Source organism: Mesorhizobium sp. M0227 (assembly GCF_040321855.1).
Taxonomy (GTDB): domain Bacteria; phylum Pseudomonadota; class Alphaproteobacteria; order Rhizobiales; family Rhizobiaceae; genus Mesorhizobium.
Genome location: NZ_JAMYSJ010000005.1, coordinates 92,259 through 110,149 on the forward strand (window position 1 = coordinate 92,259; position 17,891 = coordinate 110,149).

The 17,891-nt window shown below is 63.0% G+C and carries 20 protein-coding genes, 1 tRNA gene and 1 pseudogene; 12 read left to right on the forward strand and 10 right to left on the reverse strand.

All coding sequences use genetic code 11. The features are described 5' to 3' along the window. Positions 1 to 28: 28 nt before the first annotated feature. Genes NKJ00_RS09305 through NKJ00_RS09315 form a run of 3 tightly spaced genes read right to left on the reverse strand, consistent with a single transcriptional unit; the run spans position 29 to position 2,536 of the window. Positions 29 to 835 carry an SDR family NAD(P)-dependent oxidoreductase gene (locus tag NKJ00_RS09305; protein ID WP_128303177.1) on the reverse strand — a complete coding sequence of 269 codons (807 nt, stop codon included), beginning with the start codon at positions 833 to 835 and terminating at the stop codon, positions 29 to 31. After that, positions 828 to 1,640, reverse strand: coding sequence for a shikimate dehydrogenase family protein (locus tag NKJ00_RS09310; RefSeq protein ID WP_127290682.1), 813 nt, complete (start codon positions 1,638 to 1,640; stop codon positions 828 to 830). Before NKJ00_RS09310 ends, NKJ00_RS09305 begins: the two co-directional genes overlap by 8 nt. A gap of 5 nt (positions 1,641 to 1,645) precedes the next feature. After that, positions 1,646 to 2,536 (reverse strand): 2-hydroxy-3-oxopropionate reductase, encoded by an 891-nt coding sequence (locus NKJ00_RS09315; protein WP_352629542.1) that lies wholly within the window; start codon positions 2,534 to 2,536, stop codon positions 1,646 to 1,648. A gap of 110 nt (positions 2,537 to 2,646) precedes the next feature. Between NKJ00_RS09315 and NKJ00_RS09320 the strand changes: the two genes are divergently transcribed. Both NKJ00_RS09320 and NKJ00_RS09325 read left to right on the forward strand, forming a co-directional pair. Continuing rightward, a complete protein-coding gene (locus NKJ00_RS09320) occupies positions 2,647 to 3,411 on the forward strand; it encodes an HpcH/HpaI aldolase family protein (protein WP_128303178.1) in 765 nt (254 codons plus the stop codon). A gap of 15 nt (positions 3,412 to 3,426) precedes the next feature. Beyond that, positions 3,427 to 4,644: an NAD(P)/FAD-dependent oxidoreductase gene (locus NKJ00_RS09325; RefSeq protein ID WP_352440886.1), complete on the forward strand. Its 1,218-nt coding sequence runs from the start codon at positions 3,427 to 3,429 to the stop codon at positions 4,642 to 4,644. On the opposite strand, the pseudogene NKJ00_RS09330 reads toward NKJ00_RS09325, so the two are convergent. From NKJ00_RS09330 to NKJ00_RS09340, 3 genes and pseudogenes are all read right to left on the reverse strand, one after another. Continuing rightward, positions 4,641 to 5,407: pseudogene (locus NKJ00_RS09330) on the reverse strand (IS5 family transposase). The gene NKJ00_RS09325 and the pseudogene NKJ00_RS09330 sit on opposite strands and share 4 nt — an antisense overlap. Before the next feature lie 194 nt (positions 5,408 to 5,601). Further along, the gene (locus tag NKJ00_RS09335; RefSeq protein ID WP_128303180.1) at positions 5,602 to 6,444 is read right to left on the reverse strand and encodes an SDR family oxidoreductase; all 843 of its coding nucleotides are present in this window, start codon (positions 6,442 to 6,444) and stop codon (positions 5,602 to 5,604) included. A 105-nt stretch (positions 6,445 to 6,549) separates the two neighbouring features. Further along, positions 6,550 to 6,933 (reverse strand): DUF1330 domain-containing protein, encoded by a 384-nt coding sequence (locus NKJ00_RS09340; RefSeq protein ID WP_127290690.1) that lies wholly within the window; start codon positions 6,931 to 6,933, stop codon positions 6,550 to 6,552. A gap of 148 nt (positions 6,934 to 7,081) precedes the next feature. Here NKJ00_RS09340 and NKJ00_RS09345 point away from each other — a divergent pair, with 148 nt between their 5' ends. Continuing rightward, positions 7,082 to 7,972 carry a LysR family transcriptional regulator gene (locus NKJ00_RS09345; protein ID WP_128303181.1) on the forward strand — a complete coding sequence of 297 codons (891 nt, stop codon included), beginning with the start codon at positions 7,082 to 7,084 and terminating at the stop codon, positions 7,970 to 7,972. Positions 7,973 to 8,185: 213 nt separating this feature from the next. On the opposite strand, the gene NKJ00_RS09350 is transcribed toward NKJ00_RS09345, so the two are convergent. Both NKJ00_RS09350 and NKJ00_RS09355 read right to left on the reverse strand, forming a co-directional pair. Continuing rightward, a complete protein-coding gene (locus NKJ00_RS09350; RefSeq protein ID WP_128303255.1) occupies positions 8,186 to 8,632 on the reverse strand; it encodes an alcohol dehydrogenase catalytic domain-containing protein in 447 nt (148 codons plus the stop codon). Then, positions 8,584 to 8,673 (reverse strand) — tRNA-Ser (locus NKJ00_RS09355). Before NKJ00_RS09355 ends, NKJ00_RS09350 begins: the two co-directional genes overlap by 49 nt. Before the next feature lie 358 nt (positions 8,674 to 9,031). Between NKJ00_RS09355 and NKJ00_RS09360 the strand changes: the two genes are divergently transcribed. The 5 genes from NKJ00_RS09360 (at position 9,032) to NKJ00_RS09380 (ending at position 12,910) form a co-directional block, all read left to right on the forward strand. Next, on the forward strand, positions 9,032 to 9,736 hold the full coding sequence (locus tag NKJ00_RS09360; RefSeq protein ID WP_245486098.1) for a DUF2569 domain-containing protein: 705 nt from the start codon (positions 9,032 to 9,034) through the stop codon (positions 9,734 to 9,736). A 307-nt stretch (positions 9,737 to 10,043) separates the two neighbouring features. After that, positions 10,044 to 10,367, forward strand: coding sequence for a hypothetical protein (locus tag NKJ00_RS09365; protein ID WP_128303183.1), 324 nt, complete (start codon positions 10,044 to 10,046; stop codon positions 10,365 to 10,367). A gap of 101 nt (positions 10,368 to 10,468) precedes the next feature. Beyond that, the gene (gene msrA, locus NKJ00_RS09370) at positions 10,469 to 11,134 is read left to right on the forward strand and encodes a peptide-methionine (S)-S-oxide reductase MsrA (protein ID WP_128303184.1); all 666 of its coding nucleotides are present in this window, start codon (positions 10,469 to 10,471) and stop codon (positions 11,132 to 11,134) included. Between the two features lie 208 nt (positions 11,135 to 11,342). Next, the gene (locus NKJ00_RS09375) at positions 11,343 to 12,332 is read left to right on the forward strand and encodes a BMP family lipoprotein (RefSeq protein ID WP_128303185.1); all 990 of its coding nucleotides are present in this window, start codon (positions 11,343 to 11,345) and stop codon (positions 12,330 to 12,332) included. Positions 12,333 to 12,448: 116 nt separating this feature from the next. Further along, positions 12,449 to 12,910, forward strand: a complete 462-nt coding sequence (locus NKJ00_RS09380; RefSeq protein WP_128303186.1) for a GNAT family N-acetyltransferase — start codon at positions 12,449 to 12,451, stop codon at positions 12,908 to 12,910. Here NKJ00_RS09380 and NKJ00_RS09385 read toward each other — a convergent pair. Together NKJ00_RS09385 and NKJ00_RS09390 are read right to left on the reverse strand one after the other, a co-directional pair. Continuing rightward, positions 12,905 to 13,321, reverse strand: a complete 417-nt coding sequence (locus NKJ00_RS09385) for a hypothetical protein (RefSeq protein ID WP_348629823.1) — start codon at positions 13,319 to 13,321, stop codon at positions 12,905 to 12,907. The genes NKJ00_RS09380 and NKJ00_RS09385 overlap by 6 nt on opposite strands. A gap of 13 nt (positions 13,322 to 13,334) precedes the next feature. Next, positions 13,335 to 13,541 (reverse strand): SlyX family protein, encoded by a 207-nt coding sequence (locus NKJ00_RS09390; protein ID WP_206517192.1) that lies wholly within the window; start codon positions 13,539 to 13,541, stop codon positions 13,335 to 13,337. A 229-nt stretch (positions 13,542 to 13,770) separates the two neighbouring features. On the opposite strand from NKJ00_RS09390, the gene NKJ00_RS09395 reads away from it, so the two are divergent. From NKJ00_RS09395 to cdd, 4 genes are read left to right on the forward strand one after another with little or no spacing between them, the layout of a single operon-like run. Beyond that, positions 13,771 to 15,303 (forward strand): ABC transporter ATP-binding protein, encoded by a 1,533-nt coding sequence (locus NKJ00_RS09395; RefSeq protein ID WP_128303187.1) that lies wholly within the window; start codon positions 13,771 to 13,773, stop codon positions 15,301 to 15,303. After that, on the forward strand, positions 15,300 to 16,439 hold the full coding sequence (locus tag NKJ00_RS09400; RefSeq protein WP_352610237.1) for an ABC transporter permease: 1,140 nt from the start codon (positions 15,300 to 15,302) through the stop codon (positions 16,437 to 16,439). Before NKJ00_RS09395 ends, NKJ00_RS09400 begins: the two co-directional genes overlap by 4 nt. Position 16,440: 1 nt before the next feature. Beyond that, positions 16,441 to 17,412 carry an ABC transporter permease gene (locus NKJ00_RS09405; protein WP_352610235.1) on the forward strand — a complete coding sequence of 324 codons (972 nt, stop codon included), beginning with the start codon at positions 16,441 to 16,443 and terminating at the stop codon, positions 17,410 to 17,412. 56 nt (positions 17,413 to 17,468) lie between these two features. Beyond that, complete coding sequence (gene cdd, locus NKJ00_RS09410) at positions 17,469 to 17,861, forward strand: cytidine deaminase (RefSeq protein WP_023812575.1); 393 nt, start codon at positions 17,469 to 17,471, stop codon at positions 17,859 to 17,861. The last annotated feature ends 30 nt before the right edge of the window (positions 17,862 to 17,891 follow it).

Here is a 17,891-nt window from a genome sequence, read left to right on the forward strand (position 1 = left end):
CCGGATATTGCTCACTGGATTATCCTTGTCAGATAGCCGGCGTTTGCCGGATGGGATTTCCCTGCAGATATTGTGCGTAAGGCGCCTGAACCAGCCAGCCGGCGTCGACCGGCAAGGTGACGCCGGTAATCGAAGCGGCGCGCTCCGAGCAGAGGAACAATGCCGCCTCGGCGACATCGCGCGGCTCGACGAAGCGTCGCAGTGCCGTGGTGGCCTGTATGGCTTCGGGGTTGCGTTCACCCTTGGCGATCTTGGTCTTCAAACCATCGGAAAGTGTATAGCCGGGCGCGACCGCATTGACGCGAACGCCATGCGGGCCGAGTTCGGCGGCGAGGATCTGGGTCAGGGCCAGGACCGCATGCTTTCCCGGCGTGTAGGCCGGCAGCGACAGCGGCGCGAAAGAGGCGAGCGAGCCGACATTCAGGATCGCGCCTCGCCGGGCGGCCGACATCAGCCGGCCAAACACCTGGCACCCCAACAGCGTGCCGCGATAATTCACCCGCCACATCTTCTCGTCCTCGTCCAGATCCTGATCAAGGACGTACTTGCCGCTCTGCAAGATGCCGGCGCAGTTGACGACGACGTGAGGCGTGCCGAACCCGTCGCTGACAATCCGTGCCAGAGCCTCGACTGAGCCGCTATCTGCGACATCTGTCTGGACAAACAGCGCACGCGGCGCGCCTGCCGCCTGGCAGGAGCCGGCCGCCTCATTGCCCCTCGTCGCATCCCGGCCGGAGACGACCACATGATAACCGTCTTCGGCGAAGCGCTGCGCGATAGCGCGTCCGATGCCGGACGTGCCGCCGATGACGACGGCAGTCGGTGTCTCAGCCATGGCCGCGGTCCTTGCCTTCGATGTCGAAGAATTCGGACATCGCCCGGACCTGGAAATCCATCATCGGGCGTCCCGGTTGAACGCGGCAGCCGACCCCCTTGGCCGCCCGCAGCAGAGCGGTTTCCGCAGGCTCCATGATAATGTCCACGACCGTCATATCCGGGGTCAGCCGGCTGACGTCAAGCGGCAGCGGATCGCCGGCATGCATGCCGACAGGTGTGGCGTTGATCGCCATATGCATGCCGGAAGGCTCGGCCTCTCCGACCTGGATGCGGCATTTCGGGAACGCGCGGCCAACCAGCGCCGCCAGTTTCCCGGCACGCGCCGTATCGATGTCGGTAAGGCGGATTTCGTCGGCGCCGGCTTCCGCGAGACAATAGGCTAGCGAGGCACCGGCGCCACCGGCACCTACTTGAAGAATGCGGCGGCCGGCGATCTGATGTCCGTTTGCCTTGAGCGCATCGATGAAGCCGACGCCGTCGAAATTGTCGGCATACCAGCTGCCATCCGGCAGCCGTCGCACCGAGTTGGCGCTTTCAACCCGCGCGGCGCGGTCATGCGCGGCGGAGCATTTGTGGTAGACCGCAACCTTGTACGGCACCGAAATGATCACGCCCCTGATATTCTCGGCTGCCGTGATGCCGGCCCAGAAGGTCTCGAAATCCTCCGGGCGGCAGCTCAAGGGCACCATGAGGCTGTCGAGGCCCTTCTGCTCGAAGATCTCGTTGAATATGCCGGGGCTCTTGGCATGGGCCACGGGATGGGCCAGCATCACGAAGATCTCGGCCTTGCCGGTTCCGCGCATCGGTTTTACTCCTTTTCTTTTGACAGTTCGTGGCCGCTGAGGATCTCCAGCGCCCGGACGAGAGACGAGTGATCGGCCTCGGCGCCACCTGGATGGCCCGAACAGGCATTCATCAGTTGCTGCGCCATGGCGGTGTTCGGCAGCGCCACGCCAAGGACGCGGGCACTGTCAAGCGCCAGGTTGAGATCCTTCTGGTGAAGCTTAATGCGGAAGCCTGGGGCGAAGGTCCGGTCGATCATGCGCTGGCCATGCACTTCCAGGACGCGGGAAGCGGCGAAGCCACCCATCAGGGCGCCGCGCACCTTCGCCGGGTCGCACCCGGCCTTGCTGGCGAAGACAAGCGCTTCGGCCACGGCCTCGATGTTGAGCGCGACGATGATCTGGTTGGCGATCTTGCAGGTCTGCCCGGCGCCATTCTGCTCACCGATCAAAGTGACGTTCTTGCCGAGTGTATCAAAGATCGGCAGCGCCCGCTCGAACTCGGCGGCCGGGCCGCCGACCATGATGGTGAGGCTTGCCGCCTTGGCGCCGACCTCGCCGCCCGAGACCGGGGCGTCGAGGTAGCCGGCTCCCTTCTCTCGCAGTTTCGCCGCGAACGCCGCCGTGGCGATGGGGCTGATCGAGCTCATGTCGACGACAAGCTTGCCGGCTGACAGTCCTTCCAGGACCCCGTCCTCGCCCAACAGGACGCGTTCGACGTCAGGCGTGTCGGGCAGCATGGTGACGATGATCTCGGACCGCCGTGCCACTTCGGCGGCGGACGCGACGACCGATGCGGTCAGGCCCTGCGGTAGAGGGGAGCGATTGAGAACGGTGACGATCTCATGCCCGGCATCGGCCAAGTGGCGCGCCATCGGTGCCCCCATGACGCCAAGCCCGATGAACCCGATCCTCATTCTCCAGCTCCCGTTCGAAAGTCCGTACATCGTATCTTGCAGCGTTTTGTAGCCATATGATATAGGACATCATACAAATTTCAATCCAGATGATTGGAGATGATCGCAAGATGCAAGAACGCCTCAACACGCTGAAAGCTGCCACAGCGGCTGGCCAGGCTCACATCGGCATCTGGTGCTCGCTGGCTTCGGCGCTCACCACGGAGATCGTCGCCGGCTCCGGAGCCGATTGGGTGCTGATCGACGGCGAGCACAGCCCCAACCATCTGCGCAGCATCATGGCGCAGCTTCAGGTGATGGGCGGCTTCGACAGCGAGGCTGTCGTCAGGCTGCCCTCCGACGATCCCAATCTGATCAAGCAGGCGCTGGATATCGGCGCACGCAGCCTGATGATCCCCAATGTACGGACCGCCGATCAGGCCCGCGCCATCGTCGCGGCAATGACCTATGCGCCCGGCGGATTTCGCGGCTTCTCGGTCGGTCACCGCGCCAACGCCTTCGGCCGCATCGCCGGCTACCACGCCAAGGCGCGTGAGCAGCAGCTTCTCGCCGTGCAGATTGAGGATGAATTGGGCGTGGCGAATGCCGCCGAGATCGCGGCGGTCGACGGCGTCGACGTTCTCTTCGTCGGTCCCGGCGATCTTTCCACCAATATGGGCGCGATGGGCAATCCCGGCGCGGCACATGTCCAGGAGGCAATCTCGTCCGTGCGTCAGGCCGCAACGGCGGCAGGCAAGGCAAGCGGCATCCTGGCGCCGGCGAGGGCCGATGCCGACCGCTACCTTGCCGAAGGCTTCACCATGGTTGCCGTCGGTTCGGACCTTGGCCTTCTTGCGCGGGGCTCGGATGCCCTGATCGCTTTGTTCAACCAGTAGCTTGGAGTCGGAGCCATGGCGATCCCGCCTTACAAAGCGCCATCGCGCAACGCCTACGACATCGTCATCGTCGGCGGAGCGGTTGTCGGCTCGTCCACGGCCTACTGGCTGAGCCAGGCGCTGGGCAGCGGTGCATCGATCCTCGTGGTCGAGCGCGATAGCAGTTACGAGTTTTCATCGACAGCGCTGTCCACCAGCGCGATCCGGCAGCAATATTCCAATCCGATCAATGTGAAGATCAGCCAGTTCGGCATCGAGATCATCCGCACCTTCCAGGAGCGCATGGCACCCTTCTACAAGGACGAGCCGGCGCCCGATCTCGGCTTTCGTGAGCACGGCTATCTCTACTGCTGCTCCCCGGACGGCGTCGAAGCGGCCCGCGAGCGCGTCGACCTGCAGCGAAGTCTCGGGGCTCACACTGTCTTCCTCAAGCCGGGCCCGCTGAAGGATCGCTTTCCCTGGCTCAACGTGGATGATCTCGGCGGCGGTTCCTGGGGGGCCCGGGAAGAGGGCTGGTTCGATTCCATGGGGCTGATGAACGGTTTCCGCCGAGCCGCCCGCGCCAGCGGTGTCGAGTATATCGATAATGCCGTGACGGAGCTTGGCATCGCCAACGGGCGGGTCATCTCAGTGCGCCTCGCGACCGGCCAGACGATCGCCTGCGGAACATTGGTCAACGCCGCGGGTCCGCGCGCGCAACAGGTGGCAGCCATGGCCGGCCTGTCGATCCCGGTCGCGCCGTACAAGCGCTACAGCTTCGTCTTCGCCAGCGCCAATCCGATCCCTGGCCGGATGCCTAACGTCATCGACCTTTCCGGTACATTCGTGCGCCCGGAAGGCGAGCTTTTTCTCACCGGCAACACCCCGCAGGGCGACGGGCCGGCCGGCTACGACGACTTCGAAATGCAGTATGAAGAGTTCGACGAATATATCTGGCCGGCGCTCTGGCATCGCGTCCCGGCCTTCGATGCCCTCAAGGTCCAGACCAGTTGGACCGGCCACTACGAGTACAACATGCTCGACCACAACGGCATCGTCGGCTTCCACCCGCAGGTGACCAATTTCATGTTTGCCAACGGCTTCTCGGGGCACGGGCTGCAACAGTCGCCAGCCGTGGGCCGGGGAGTTTCAGAACTCATCGTTCACGGGGCTTTCCAGACGCTCGATCTGTCGCCGTTCTGTTACGAGCGCATAGAGCGCAACGAGCCGTTCCTCGAGGAAGCGGTGATCTAGGACGTAGACTCATTACCGCGTAGCCAGATGCGGATTGCGACGAGTTTGAGCGCGGTAAGATAGTTCTCAGCCAACTTGTCGTAGCGGGTTGCGATGCGGCGGAACTGCTTGGCTTTGTTGAAGAAGCGCTCAACCAAGTTGCGGCCTTATACAAGAAGGGGCTGAAGCAGATTGGGTCCTTGCGGTTGGCCTTGGGCGGGATGTTGGCCCATGCTTTTCGCTTGCTGACCGCATTACGCAAGGCGTTGGCATCATAGCCCTTGTCGGCGAGTAGCATGGCACCCTCCGGCAGATCCGTGATCAGGTCCGCTGCCGAGGCAATATCACTCATCTGACCTGCCGTGAGCATCAATTTGATCGGCATGCCTTTGGCGTCGACAAGAGCATGGATTTTGGTTGTCAGCCCGCCTCGGGAACGACCGAGACAATGATCTCGATCCCCCTTTTTTGCCGTCGCGCCCTGCTGGTGGACGCGAACAATAGAGGTGTCGATCATCTGCACCTTGCCGTCATGGACTTTGGTGATAGCGTCCATGAGGCGGTCCCACACGCCTGCTTTCCGCTATCGGACGAAGCGATTGTAACAGGTGGTGCGTGGACCATACCGCTCTGGTAGATCCCGCCAAGGCGCACCGGATCGCAGCACCCAGAAGATGCCGTTTAGCACGCACCGATCATCGACACGCGGCACCCCTCGTGGCCTTTTGGGCAAAAGTGGCTCGATCACGTGCCATTCGGAGTCGGTCAGGTCATATCGGCTCATGCAGAGTCTGGAATCAGATTCCGCTGCAATAGGAGAGCCGCCAGTCGACAATCGACCTCTTAGCGGACGTATTTGATCAATCCACAGGTGGCCGTTTTGGGGCTGCCGCAGCCACGAAGTCTTCACCTCGGAATTGCAGTGCCAGTGGTGTTCAGCCACCAGCACCGCAAGTACGGATGTTCCGCAGGGGTCGCTTAGTTATGGCCATTCTCGTCGATGGCGAGGGAACTCGAGAGCTCGCGATAGGCATCGATCTGCTGCTGCAGAATGGCAATCTTCTGCTCTGCCGTCGCAATGGCATCGGCACCGGCAAGGAAACGATGGGGCAGCACGTCCCCAGCCGCGAGCGTGATCAGTGCGTGCGCAAGCTTTGCGGGGTCACCCCCTTGCTTGCCGTTTTGAGAACGCCAGAAAGCGATCTGCGCCGTCCGCCGTTCGTTGTAGTCCTCGACGGAAGGCGCGGCATAGTTGGTCGACTCTTCCGTGAGAAGCTCGGTGCGGAAAAAGCCCGGGTTCACGATCATCGTCTCGATGCCGAACGGCACGACTTCGGTCTGCAGCGCCTCCATCCAGCCGTCGAGGCCGAACTTCGAGGCTGAATAGGCCGTGCAGAACTCGAAGCCCATTAGCCCGGCCGTCGAAGAGATCGAAATGACCCTGCCGGACCGCTGCTTGCGCATCGCTGGCAGAAAGGCCCGCGTCACGTTCATGGGACCGACGAGGCTGGTGCTGAGCTGCAGTTGCATCTGTTCGGCGGTCAGCTCTTCGAAATACCCGGCAAAGAAACTCGCCGCATTGTTGACCAGCACGTCGATGCGGCCAAACCGGTCAAGCGTTGCCTGGGCAGCGGCTTCGGCGTCGGCCGCGCTCGTCACGTCCAGCTTGACGATAAGGACGTTCTCGGACTTTCCGACGGCCCTTGCGACCTTTTCCGTGTTGCGGCCGGTTGCCACCACCTTGTGGCCCGCCGCCAATGCGGCCTTGGCGATATCCAGACCGAGGCCCCGGCCTGCGCCGGTAATGAACCAAACACTCATATTGCGCTCCTGTTCTCTAGGCCGCAGCTCGGCCTCGAATTCGGACGCGATGGCCAGCAGGGGCTGACGCCGCCCATGCCGGTATCCATCCGCCAGCGGACTGCGTCACTGCGGAAGGCCGGCGCCTTCGGTGATGATGCGAAATCCTTCGGTCGATTTGGTGAAAAACTGCCGGGCCGCCGTGTATTCCGGCGAGTTGTAGTAGCGCTGGGCGTCAGCAAGGCTCGGGAACTCGGCGATGGCTATCACCGATCTCGAGCTTCCTTCGATGGCAGTGACATTGGGGTTGTAGACGATCACCCGGCCGCCATACTTGGTGACGAGCGGCGAGGCGGCTTCGATGTACTGCTGAAACACCGCCTTATCCTTGATGTCATAGCTGCCGATCATGTAGGCGCGGGGGACGGCGCCCGTCGCTTCCTGAGCAAAGGCGGCAGGGCTCACGATCATGGTGAGGGCGGCGAGCGCGCCCACGATTACCTTCTTCATTTTGTTCTCCTTCGGTGGCCAGTTGGACGGTAGGCATTGCGCGGAGAGTTGCTCCGGACCGTCTGGCCTTGAGGTCAGGAAGTTAGCTCCTTTAGCGGCATGCAATTAGATGGTATAATCTGCATGGGCTTAGAAGTGGGGTTGATGAATGCGTCGCGACAGTCTGGATGACTTCCTGACCTTCATCGCCGTCGCCCGCGAGCGCAGCTTCACCAAGGCGGCCGCCAAGCTCGGGGTGTCGCAGTCGGCTCTGAGCTATTCGATCCGGACGCTGGAAGAGCGCCTCGGCGTTAGGCTGCTGACCCGCACGACCCGCAGCGTCTCGCTCACCGAAGCGGGGGATCGTCTGTTCCGAAGCATCGCTCCCAAGTTCGATGAGATCGCAAGCGAAATTGCCGCCCTCAGCGCCCTGCGCGACAAGCCGGCCGGCACAGTCCGGATCACCACCGTGGAGCATGCCGGCGAGACTATCATCTGGCCTGCCATGGTCGGGCTCATGCGCGACTATCCCGACATCAGGGTCGAGATCATCCATGACTACGGCTTGGCAGACATTGCGGCCGATCGCTTCGACGCGGGTGTGCGGCTTGGCGAACAGGTGGACAAGGACATGATCTCGGCGCGCATCGGACCAGACTTCCGCATGGCGGTTGTGGCAGCGCCTTCATACTTCGTAAGCCGCTCCCGTCCGGTCACGCCTGAAGACCTTGCCGATCACGCGTGCATACCCCTGCGACTGCCCACAGGCGGGCTCGCACCGTGGGAGTTTCGCCAGGAGGGGCGGGAGTTAAAGGTGCGCGTTCAAGGACACGCAGCGTTCAACACCCTCGCGATGATCCGTCAGGCCAGCCTTGAGGGATTCGGGCTCGCCTACCTGCCCGAGGACCTAGTGACCTCCCCCCTTGAAGAGGGTCGCCTGGTGCGTGTTCTTGAGGACTGGTGCCCACTCCGGCCGGGATATCACCTGTACTATCCAAGCCGGCGCCAACCCTCGCCGGCTTTCGCACTCGTGCTGGAAACGCTGCGCTACCGCGACTGAGTACGGTTGAAATAAGGATCGTCAGACCTTGGCGACCATGGCGCCTATCCAAGCAGCTCGGTACAGGAAGTCGGCGTCCGTTTCCCACCGATCCCGGTCTCCCCAATTTATGAGTTCACGGCCTAGGGCGAGATGATCGACCGTTTTGCTGCCATTCTCCGGTATTCGGCCCTGTTCAGAATATGACAGCACCGGGGCAACACTATCACACCTTCAGCACAAGCGCCCTGGTTGTCCTCCTGGCCTCGAGATCGCGATGAGCGTCGGCAGCCTGCGCCAGTAGGCGCCGACCGGCGGGCATGCATAGGCAATGCGGTCGCCGACTGAAAAGCCTGAAACCTCCGGGCCGACCGCTACGATGAGACCGGCGGCTTCAATGCCCGGAACGCCCGGCGGCTGCAGGAGGTCGAAATAGCCGGTCCCTGCAATAGACGTCGATGAAGTTGACCCCAATGAATGCGTGACGGATCTGGACCTCGCCACGCGATGGCGGCGCCAAGCCGATCTCCGCAAGCTGCAGAACCTCGGGTCCTCCGTGGCGCTCGACGAGGATTGCCTTGGTCCGTGTGCCCTGGGCGCCGGCTCCAGGCAACTCCGGCTGGGGTGCAAATTGGCGGAGAGAGCGGGATTCGAACCCGCGTTACGGTCTCCCGTAAACACACTTTCCAGGCGTGCGCCTTCAACCACTCGGCCACCTCTCCGTCCATGCATGTCGCGTCGGCCGGTTTCGCCGTGCGGGTTGGGGAGATGCACCTCCCTTGGGCTGAGGCGTGGAAATCCGCGCCGGCGCCGCCAACCAGCGAACGCCCTTCCCCGCACCTGAGCCGAAGCAACAGGCGCGGGGCTCATCTAGTCGATCCGGCGCCGAATGCCAAGCCATAACGGCAGTCTATTCGCTTTGCCGGCCACACAGTGTTTCACAAGGCGGCCGGCATGCCCGTTTTTACAGGCGCCGCCGCTGCAATGGTGTGCACAGGCAGGACCGCGGGGCCGGCCGCCCTTGACTTCCCCCGGAGTTGCCTGTCGGGTGCCGAGGCTTTGCGGGGGCATTGTGCGGACATGACATCAAGCAATGGACAGACGCCAGTCAGGCGGCCGGACAGCGGGCTGTCCTTCGTGCCGGTGGGCTGGCTTGTCTTCGTCATGGCGTGGTCGGTCTACGGCCTGATCTCCGTCTGGCCCGCGGTCGGCGCCACCGGCCTGCCAGACAGCGTGTTTTACCTTATCTATGGCGGGCTCGTCATCGATATCGTCACCATCCTGTGGGGGCTTTACCTGCTCGGCCTCGCCTTCGGCCGCTCGGCCCGCTTCCCGCGACGGTTCATCATCTGGCAGGTCGCCACAATCGTCTGGCTGGTGACCTGGCAGGCCTGTGCACTGACGATTTCGGATTTCGTCTTTTCGGGCCAGGCGCTTGCCATCATGGCTGCTCAAATCGCCATCGGCGTTCTCTGCATCTATCTGCTGCGCCGTGGATCCGAAGCCGATGCCGTTTATGTCAATCCGGAAACCGAAAGCCCGCCTGTCTTCGTCTCGGTCGTCGCCGCGCTGCTCGGCATCGTCCTGGGCGCGGTCATCGGCGCCGTGGGCGGATTCGCCATCGGCTCGGTGATCGCTGATGCCACCGAGATGAGCTGTTTCGAGGGCGCCTGCGGCTATTTCGCCGTGTTCACCGGCCTGGCCGGCCTGGCGATCGGCGCCATAGGCGGCGGCGTTTTTGCCGTCTGGCGTGTCCATCGGCGCAAAAGGAAGCCGGCCGCATAGTTCGCGCAGGGCAACGAATCCGGGTTCACCCGGGCTTTAGAGACTTCGCCGGCACGTCGGTTTGCAAGGCACCAAACGCAAAAATCCGCCTGTGCGGCGGGTCGTCGGCGCAAGTCAGCACCATGCCGAAATTGTTAGCATAGCTGCCCTCATATGTCAATGAAAAGCCACCCGGCCGACTGTCGTCCGGCCTTCTGTTGACCTGAGTTTGGAGTCTGCAAATTCGCGTATGGCGATTGCGATCCAGCCATGCGCATTCTATCTCTGAAAGGCCCCTCGATAGGGACCAGCCCGGAGGAGGGTTCTGATGTTTCGCTTCGTCTTTCGTCTTGCCGCAATGATCGCGCTGTCGATTTCCGTCATCATGGCGGTGCTCGACGCGACACGCACCGTGGCGGCCTCCGTTCTGGTGCTGACCCCGCTCAACACCAGTTGGCTGGCGGTCTCCCCCGACACGCGGGCCGCCTTCGAAACCTTCATCCGAACCAAGGCCAGCCCGCTGCTGTGGGACGGCGCCATCGCCTGGGTGCTGAACCAGCCGGGCTTCGCCGTGTTCGCGGTGCTGGCTTTCCTGCTCTATGTGATAGGCTACAGGCGGCCACCGCGTGCTGGGCAGTTCGCCGCCACCTAGAGCATCGGACCCAAAAGCGGTTGCCGGTTTTGGAAAATCCGATGCTCAAACAAAGCCGCCGTCATGCGGCATCTTATGTTTCACCCGGAGAGGAGCCGCGCATGTTCTTTCTCAGCGACATGCTGAATAAGAAGCTCAATCTGCCGAAGCCCTCCGAGGCCCTGCCGGGCCGCGCCAGGGCGATCCCGACCGCATCCAGGCACAAGGTCTTGAAAAGATCGCTCAAGGGTCCTTATCCCGAGAGGCTGGAGACGGCGATGTTCGGACTGGGCTGCTTCTGGGGTGCGGAGCGGCTGTTCTGGCAGATCGAAGGCGTCTGGGTCACCGCGGCTGGCTATGCCGGCGGCTTCACCCCCAATCCGACCTATCAGGAGACCTGCACCGGGCTTACCGGTCATGCCGAAGTGGTGCTGGTGGTCCATGACCCCGAGATCGTCTCCTATGCTGGGCTTCTGAAGCTGTTCTGGGAAAGCCACGACCCCACGCAGGGCATGCGCCAGGGCAATGATGTCGGCACCGCCTATCGCTCCGCGATCTACACGAGCGACGAGGCGCAATTGTCGGCGGCGAGCGCCTCGCGCGATGCGTATGAGACCTCGCTGCGCGGTGCCGGCCACGGCAGGATCACCACCGAGATCGCGCCGGCGGCCGAATTCTACTTCGCAGAATCCGATCACCAGCAATATCTGGCGAAGAATCCTTACGGCACGTGCAACCTCAAAGGCACTGGCGTCGCTTGCGCCATCCCTGCCGCCGCCTCCGCCTGACACTTGGCGCAAGGACAAGCTGCGGTGCGGCTTGCCCGCACCAAGCTTTTCCAAAAGGTCAAAATTCCGCGTGAATTTTGTTTCGGGCCATGCCAGATTGCCGCCGAGCGGGAGGGAGTACACTCCTGGCTGACGTCGTATGCCTGCCGGAGAACCGGGCCGGCATGCGGCGCGTAACGGAAAAAATAACCGACAGGGTGTGGATCACATGAAACGTATCGTTCTCGGCCTCCTGGCCGCAACCGCAATGGTTCTTCCGGCTTTCGCCGCGGATGTCCAGCCGGCCATCCTCTATGATCTCGGCGGCAAGTTCGACAAATCCTTCAACGAGGCTGCCTACAACGGCGCCGAAAAATTCAAGACGGAAACCGGTACGGCCTACGTCGAATTCGAGGTCTCCAATGCCTCGCAGCGTGAGCAGGCGCTGCGCCGCTTCGCCGAGGACGGCCGCAACCCGATCGTCATGGCCGGCTTTGCCTGGACGGACGCGCTGGCCAAGGTCGCCGCCGAATATCCCGACCTGAACTTCGCCATCATCGACGACCAGGTCGATCTGCCGAACGTGCGGTCGCTGAAGTTCAAGGAACAGGAGGGCTCCTACCTCGTCGGCGTCCTGGCGGCCATGGCTTCGAAGTCGAAGAAGGTCTCCTTCGTCGGCGGCATGGATATCCCGCTGATCCGCAAGTTCGAATGCGGCTATGTCGGCGGCGCCAAGTCAGCGGGCGCGACCGACGTCATCCAGAACATGACGGGTGATACGCCGGCTGCCTGGAACGATCCGGCCAAGGGCGGCGAGATCGCCAAGACGCAGATCGACCAGGGCTCCGACGTGGTCTATGCCGCGGCAGGCGGCACCGGCGTCGGCGTGCTGCAGGCGGCGGCAGATGCCGGCAAGCTCGGCATCGGCGTCGATTCCAACCAGAACGGCCTGCAGCCGGGCAAGGTGCTGACCTCGATGCTGAAGCGCGTCGACGTCGCCGTCTACACCGCCTTCATGGACGGCAAGAACGGCACCTTCAAAGGCGGAGTCGAGAATCTGGGCCTCAAGGAAGGCGGCGTCGACTACGCCATGGACGACAACAACAAGGCGCTGGTGACGGAAGAGATGAAGGCGGCCGTCGAAAAAGCCAAGGCCGACATCATTGCCGGCAAGGTCGAAGTACACGACTATACGGCTGACAACGCTTGCCCCTATTGAGCGGCACGAACACACAGCCATGATCTGCAAACCGCCGGGCGCCAGCCCGGCGGTTTTGCCTTATACGGGTTCGAGCGAAACCTTCGCTCCGTGCCGGACACCGTTTGGGGATACGGATGCAGCCGACGATCGAACCCATGGGCGAGCACGACATAGCAGCTGTCGCGCAACTGCGCCTGGCTGCCTTTTTCGCGGGAACCGGAAGGACCCTCGGTGAAGATGCGGCAGGGCTTCGCGACTTGATCGCCGGTGACGGCTTCGAGGCGGCATTCGTGGCCCGGATCGGCGACACCCCGGTCGGGACATGCCTGCTGGTCCGCCACGAACTGGAGCCCGCACATGATCTGACGCCATGGCTGGCCGGGTTGGTTGTCGATGCAAGGTATCGACGCCGAGGCATCGCCACCGCGCTGGTCAAGGCAACGGAAGCCCATGCGGCGTCACGGGGCGTCGAGATGCTCCATCTCTACACGTGGGATGCGCGTGATTTCTACGCGGCTCTCGGCTGGAATACCGTTGAGATAAGCGGCTCGGACGGCGAGAAGATGGCGCTGATGTCGCGCCGGCCCCGCCTATAGCAGCTTCGCGACGACACAGCCCAGCGCGAACGCCACCATCAGCCCGGCGGCAACGAAAACTCCGCGCCGGCCGCCAAGCGCGTGCACGCCAATGCCGTATGGTGGCCGGGACAGGCTTCGGATCACCGTGCGCGGTTTGACCTCATTGCCGCCGAGCTCGACGCTGCGCATCTGAGGTAACTCGGCTAGGCGTTGGGTAACCAGTTCCCAATGCCTGCCAGGCAGCAGGCCGCGTTTTCCGTAACGGTCGAAGAAATACATCTGCTCGGCAAGTCGCACGACCGCGTCGCGGAAGGCGGGATCGACCTCCAGGTCACGTTCGGCCCGTTCGCGGTCTTTGTCGTTCATAAGACCGAGCACATATTCGCCGGCCCGCGCGATGCGATCGTTTTCACTGACCACGGCGTGCACCTTCCCTTTTTCCTCACCAGTGCGGCGGCTTGGTTACCGGCACTTCATCTCCTGTCTGCTCCTCCAGCGCCAGGAAGCGATCCGTCAGCGCGTCGAGCTTGCGCTGCATGCGCTCGATCACTTTCCACTGCTCGGCGATCTGGCCGGACAGTTCCTCGATGATCTTCTCCTGCTCGGCGGCGCGTATTTCCAGCGTCGTCAGCCGGTCAGCGGGCGTGATCATGTGAATTCCCCAGTCTCATCGCGATGTCGTTGACCGCGATGTCTTGCGCCGTAATGCGAATTCCGGCGCCGTCATACTAGCGAATGTGAAGGCCCCGGCCACGTTGCAAATTGACAAGCGCACCGGGATTTGTCGAGAGTGAACCGGCTCCGGCAATTGGCACGGGCGGAGCGTCATGCTAGGCGTTTTGACCAAGCGATAAAAAAATAAGAGTGGGACAGGCTGCATGGCGCAAGCCGCAATCGAGTTGATCGGCATCAACAAGAGTTTTGGTGCGGTGCGCGCCAACCGGGACATCAATCTTGAGATCGGTCGCGGCACGATCCACGGCATTGTCGGCGAGAACGGAGCTGGCAAGTCGACGCTGATGTCGATCCTCTACGGCTTCTACCAGGCCGACAGCGGCGAGATCCGCGTTGGCGGCCAGCCGGCCTCGATCAAAACCCCCAATGACGCCATCGCGCTCGGCATCGGCATGGTGCATCAGCACTTTATGCTGGTCGACAATTTCACGGTGCTGGAGAACGTCATCCTCGGCGCCGAAAGCGATGCGCTGCTGAAGAAGAGCATCGCCAAGGCGCGCTCCGAACTGGAGCGGCTGGAGCGTGAATACGGGCTGGAAGTCGATCCCGATGCAATCATCGAGGAACTGCCGGTCGGCCTGCAGCAGCGAGTGGAGATCCTGAAAGCACTCTATCGCGGCGCCGAGATCCTGATCCTCGACGAGCCTACGGGCGTGCTGACACCGGCCGAGGCCGACCATCTGTTCCGCATCCTCGGGCAGTTGAAAGACCAGGGCAAGACGGTGGTGCTGATCACCCACAAATTGCGCGAGATCATGGCCATCACCGACACCGTGTCGGTGATGCGCCAGGGCACGATGGTGGCGACGCGCGAGACCAGGAAGACCACGGTCGAGGAACTGGCCGAGCTGATGGTCGGGCGGCGCGTGCTCTTGCGGGTCGAGAAGGGCGAGGCCGAGGCCGGCGCCGTCAAGCTCGCGGTCAAGAACCTGACGGTGAAGGATACGCGCGGCGTCACCATGGTCGACGACATCTCCTTCGATATCAGGGCCGGCGAGATCGTCGGCATCGCCGGTGTTGCCGGCAACGGACAATCCGAACTGCTCGAGGCGATTTCCGGCATCAGGCGTGCCGTGTCCGGCTCGGTCATGCTCGACGGCAAGCCGATCGACCTGACCGGCGCCGCCGACCCCGGCGAACTGCGCGACCGTGGCCTCGCGCATGTGCCGGAGGACCGCCATCACGTCGGGCTGGTGCTGGCCTTCGAGGAGAACGAGAATTCGATCCTCGGCTATCACGATGATCCCCGTTATTTGAAGGGGCCGTTCCTCAACATCGATGCCATCCGCAACGATGCCAGGGACAAGATCGCCAAATACGACATCCGCCCGGCCGACTGCCGGCTGAAGACCGCCAATTTTTCCGGCGGCAACCAGCAGAAGATCGTGCTGGCGCGGGAGATGGAACAGGACCCTGGTGTTCTGATCGTTGGCCAGCCGACACGCGGCGTCGATGTCGGCGCCATCGAATTCATCCACAAGCGCCTGATCGCCATGCGCGACCAGGGCAAGGCGGTGCTGGTGGTGTCGGTCGAGCTTGACGAGATCCGTTCGCTGTCCGACCGTATCCTGGTGATGTTTGCCGGCCGCATCGTCGGCGAGCGCGGCCCCGAAGCGACCGAGGGCGAGCTCGGCCTGCTGATGGCCGGCATCGAGCACCAGGAGGCCGCCGAATGAGCGCGCCTTACGCCAAACTGCCGGCCTGGGCCGACTATGGCCTGATCCCGCTGATCAATCTGTTCGTCGCCTTCGTCGTCGCCGGCTTCGTCGTGCTTCTGGTCGGCGAGAATCCGTTGCGCGCAGCCGTCATCCTGGTCGAAGGCGCCTTCGGCAAAGGCACCGGCATCGCCTTCACCCTCTTTTATGCCACCACCTTCATCTTCACCGGGCTTTCGGTGGCGGTGGCCGCGCATTGCGGCCTGTTCAACATCGGCACCGAAGGGCAGGCCTACATCGCCGGCCTCGGCATCGCCATCGTCTGCCTGAGCTTCGACAGCACACTGCCATGGTGGCTGACCTTCCCGCTGGCGATCATTGCTGCGGCGGCGGTGGGCGCATTGTGGGCGCTCATCCCGGCCTATCTGCAGGCCAAGCGTGGCTCGCACATCGTCATCACCACCATCATGTTCAACTTCATCGCCGCCTCGATCATGGTTTACGTGCTGGTCGGCCCGTTGAAGCCAGCCGCCTCGCAAGCGCCGCAGACGCGTAACTTCCTCGCCGGCGCGGAATTGCCCAAGCTCAACTGGATCATCGAGCTGTTCGGCGCCAAGATCCGTTCGGCGCCGCTCAACGTCACCTTCCTCCTGGCGCTGGTCATGGCCTTCCTGGTCTGGCTGCTGATCTGGCGCACCAAGCTCGGCTATGAAATGCGCACCTACGGTCACAGCCCGAAAGCGGCACGCTATGCCGGCATTTCCGAAACCCGCATCATCATCACCGCCATGATGATCTCGGGCGGGCTGGCCGGCATGATGGCGCTCAATCCGGTGATGGGCGATCAGCACAATGTCGCCATCGACTTCGTTTCCGGCGCCGGCTTCGTCGGCATCGCCGTGGCGCTGATGGGCCGCCTGCACCCTGTTGGCATCGTGCTGGCGGCGATCCTGTTCGGCATGCTCTACCAGGGCGGCGCCGAGCTCGCCTTCGAGATGCCGGCAATCAGCCGCGACATGATCGTCATCATTCAAGGCCTGGTGATCCTGTTTGCCGGTGCTCTCGAGCACATGTTCCGGCCCTACATCCAGGCGCTGTTCGCCTCGTTCAGTCCGCGATCGGTCGGCATGGAAGCGGTCAAGGGGAAAGGTGCCTGAGATGGATGTGTTCAACGCGATCATCCAGACACTGGACTCCACCATCCGCCTCTCGGTGCCGCTGCTGCTTGCCTGCCTCGCCGGGCTCTATTCGGAACGCGCCGGCATCTTCGACATCGGCCTCGAAGGCAAGATGCTGGTCGGCGCCTTCGCCGGCGCGGCCGCCGCTTCCGTGTTCCATTCGGCCTTTGTCGGCCTTGGCATGGCGATCCTGATCTCGGTCGCCTTCGCCATGATCCACGGCTTTGCCTCGATCACCCATCGCGGCAACCAGATCGTCTCCGGCGTGGCGATCAATTTCATCGCCGCCGGCTCGACCATCATCCTCGGCCAGGCCTGGTTCCAGCAGGGCGGGCGCACGCCGGCGCTGCAACCGGGCGAGCGCTTCGAGGCCATCACCTTGCCGGGCGCCGAGGCCATCCGCGACGTGCCGATCATCGGACCGATCTATGCCGAACTGCTGTCGGGCCACTCGATCCTGGTCTATCTTGCCTTCCTGATGGTGCCGTTCACCTGGTGGGTGCTGTTTCGCACCCGCTTCGGCCTGCGCCTGCGCGCGGTCGGCGAAAACCCGGCCGCCGTCGACACCGCCGGCATATCCGTCGCCTGGCTGCGCTACAGGGCGCTGATCTGCACCGGCATCCTCACCGGCATTGCCGGCGCCTACCTGTCGATGGTGCAAAATGGCGGCTTCGTGAAGGACATGACGGCCGGCAAGGGCTACATCGCGCTGGCAGCCCTGATCTTCGCCAAGTGGAAGCCGGTCAACGCCATGTTCGCCTGCCTTCTGTTCGGCTTTCTGGACGCGGCGTCGATCCGCCTGCAGGGATCACCGCTGCCCATCATCGGCAAGGTGCCGGCGCAGTTCATGCAGGCGCTGCCCTACATCCTCACCGTCATCCTGCTCGCCGGCTTCATCGGCAAGGCAATCCCGCCACGCGCCGGCGGCGTGCCTTATGTCAAGGAACGTTGAGCGGCAGGTCGGCTTTGCGCCGGGTTTTGAACACGATCATCGGAGAGAACACCTGAATGTCGCATGATCTGTTCGAGGCCGCCAAGGCCGCCATGGCCAGGGCCTACGCGCCCTATTCGAAGTTTCCGGTCGGCGCTGCCTTGCGAACCGAAGACGGGCGCGTCTTTACCGGCGCCAACATCGAAGTCGCCTCCTATCCGGAAGGCTGGTGCGCCGAGACCACGGCGCTCGGCCACTACATCATGGGCGGCGGCGGCAAGATCGTGGAGATCGCCGTCATCGCCGAACGCATGGCGAAATGCTCGCCTTGCGGCGGCTGCCGGCAGCGGCTGGCCGAATTCTGCCGGCCGGAAACAAAGCTCTATCTCTGCGACAATGCAGGTGTGGCCGAGACCGTGACCATGGGCGACATGCTGCCTTACGGCTTCCGCGGCGATATTTTGAAGTGAACAACGGGCTCAAATGAACAGCTGGCAGCG